Raw genomic sequence first — 2,223 nt, 5'->3', positions numbered from 1 at the left:
AAGTAGGAGGGGAATCAAACAGTTGGGTCAAGAGATCCTTTGACCCATCTAACTCGGCGAATGCCGAGAGACTATTACTTAAAAAGGAGGAGAAAAACTTATGCGTATTAAAATAATTAATCCCAATACCACGGAGTCCATGACAAAAAATATTCAGTCAGCTGGAGAAAAATACGCAAGTTCTAATACTGAGATCATTGCTGTGAGTCCTTCTACAGGCCCGGCTAGTATTGAGTCGTATTTTGATGAGTATTTGGCTGTTCCAGGGGTAATGGAAGAAATTTTAAAAGGTGATCATACGGAAAATGTGGATGCTTATGTAATCGCTTGCTTTGGAGATCCTGGACTGTATGCTGCAAGAGAAATCACGGATAAACCGGTTGTCGGAATAGCGGAGGCAGCAATAACTATTTCAAAATTTATTGCTCCAAACTTTTCAATTGTTTCCGTATTGGATCGTTCAAGAAAAATGTCAGAGGAAGTTGTGAAAATGCACGGAGCGGAAGGGAGATGTAAGTCTATTAGATCGACAGGTCTCTCCGTTTTAGAATTTGATAGGGATTTGAAGAAAGGGCTAAACGCTCTTTCCAATACTAGTAAAAAAGCTGTTGAAGAGGATGGAGCTGAATCCATTCTCCTCGGGTGTGCAGGTTTTGTCTCTTTTGTGGAAGATTTACAAAAAGAACTTGGGGTCCCAGTTCTAGATGGTGTTAGTCCAGCTGTAAAGCTTGCCGAAATTTTAGTGAATATGAGGTGTCAAACAAGTAAACATCTAACCTGGGGGTTTCCCGAGAAAAAAGAAATAAAAGGATTTAATAGTATAACCAAGTTTTTTAAGGAGGAAATTAAATAAGATGATGAGGAAATCCCGTTTTATAATTTTTGTTTCCATCATTGTTATGCTGATGCTTTCCGGTTGTTCCTTTATTTCGTCTTCTGCACCGACCGATAAAAAGGAATCAAATTCTCAAGCGGAAACTAAAGGAAACACAGAAACGAAAACGAAAAAGGCAAAAGAAGGTCCATTAACAATAGGGGTTAGCACCTTGGCTCTTAGTAATATAAACAATCAACAGGACTATGAGTATACTGAGAAGTTTATTAAAGAAAGTGGACATAAGCCATTTATGGTAAATGCAAATGGATCGACAGAAAAGCAGGTTAAAGATATTGAAAATCTTATTCAGGCTGATGTAGATGTAATAATTATTCAAGCGGGAGAAACAGATGTATTAAAAAGTGTTGTGAAAAAAGCAACATCTAAGGACATTCCGGTTATTAGTGTATTATCAGGATGGATTCCAGGAGTATCGACAATGCTAGCGCCAAATGATTTTGAAGTAGCTACTGAATTGTATCAATATTTAGCCGCTGAGACAGGATTTGAAGGAAAGGTAATTACTTTAAATCATAATAATCACGTATCTATCAGAATGAGACGAAATGTACAAGATGCCATACTAAAGGAATATACGGGGATTAAACGAGTTGCGAATATAACAACCGGTTTTCCGGGAACAGAGCAATTAGCATATAAAGGGGTTGAAAGCACATTACAAGCCCATCCCGATGTAAATGCAATTTGGGCAACATTTGATCTTGAAGCGATTGGGGCGGCAAAAGCAGTCAAAGATTTGGGGAAAGAAGGAGTCATCATTGGTGGGGTCGATGGTGAACAGCAGGCTTTTCAATCAATTAAAGATGGAGGTCCAATCGTTGTAACTTACGTGGCCGATATTGAAAGCAGAAGTAAACAAGCTGTAGAGGCTGCAGAAAAATTAGCAAAAGGTGAGCCGATAGAAAAGTATTACCCCACAAAAATGATTCGAGTGACTAAGGAAAATGTAGATGAGTATTTAAAGTAAAGAAAAATTCTTTAAATTCTAATTTGTGAAGGGAGCTAAAATCATTTTTTTTAAGGAGAGAGAATTGGATGGAAAAAGAATCTGTATATTCTTTAGAGTTAAAAGATGTTAGTAAGCAATTCGGAGGGATACACGCATTAAAAGGAGTAAGTTTTAAGGTTAAAAAAGGAACGGTTCATGCCTTGGTAGGGGAAAATGGTGCGGGTAAGTCAACTTTGATGAAAATATTAAGTGGGATTTACAGCAAAGACAGTGGAGAAACAATTTTGGAAGGAAATAGTATTAACCTGGATTACGAAAGTAAAATCTAGTTTATAAATACAAAAAGGGCTCCAACCTTTGGTATAATTAGGTTTGT

3 protein-coding genes are annotated in these 2,223 nt (G+C 37.3%); all 3 read left to right on the top strand.

Going from position 1 to position 2,223, the window contains the following annotated elements:
* Positions 1-100: 100 nt before the first annotated feature.
* The 3 genes from AB1L08_RS22220 to AB1L08_RS22210 all read left to right on the top strand — a co-directional run bounded on the left by AB1L08_RS22220 (position 101) and on the right by AB1L08_RS22210 (position 2,176).
* Positions 101-853, top strand: coding sequence for an aspartate/glutamate racemase family protein (locus tag AB1L08_RS22220; RefSeq protein WP_413066752.1), 753 nt, complete (start codon positions 101-103; stop codon positions 851-853).
* Between the two features lies 1 nt (position 854).
* Positions 855-1,865 carry a sugar ABC transporter substrate-binding protein gene (locus AB1L08_RS22215; RefSeq protein ID WP_413066751.1) on the top strand — a complete coding sequence of 337 codons (1,011 nt, stop codon included), beginning with the start codon at positions 855-857 and terminating at the stop codon, positions 1,863-1,865.
* Positions 1,866-1,933: 68 nt separating this feature from the next.
* Positions 1,934-2,176, top strand: a complete 243-nt coding sequence (locus AB1L08_RS22210) for an ATP-binding cassette domain-containing protein (protein WP_413066750.1) — start codon at positions 1,934-1,936, stop codon at positions 2,174-2,176.
* Positions 2,177-2,223 lie beyond the last annotated feature (47 nt).

The organism is Siminovitchia jepli (genome assembly GCF_047228825.1).
GTDB lineage: Bacteria > Bacillota > Bacilli > Bacillales > Bacillaceae_C > Siminovitchia.
Note: the sequence above shows the minus strand (reverse complement) of the source record. Positions and strands in the feature narration are given on the sequence as shown.

What these genes read in the sequence shown, in the direction of transcription:
- AB1L08_RS22220 (WP_413066752.1), top strand. Translation starts at nt 101, where the DNA reads ATGCGTATTAAAATAATTAATCCCAATACCACGGAGTCCATGACAAAA.
- AB1L08_RS22215 (WP_413066751.1), top strand. Translation starts at nt 855, where the DNA reads ATGATGAGGAAATCCCGTTTTATAATTTTTGTTTCCATCATTGTTATG.
- AB1L08_RS22210 (WP_413066750.1), top strand. Translation starts at nt 1,934, where the DNA reads ATGGAAAAAGAATCTGTATATTCTTTAGAGTTAAAAGATGTTAGTAAG.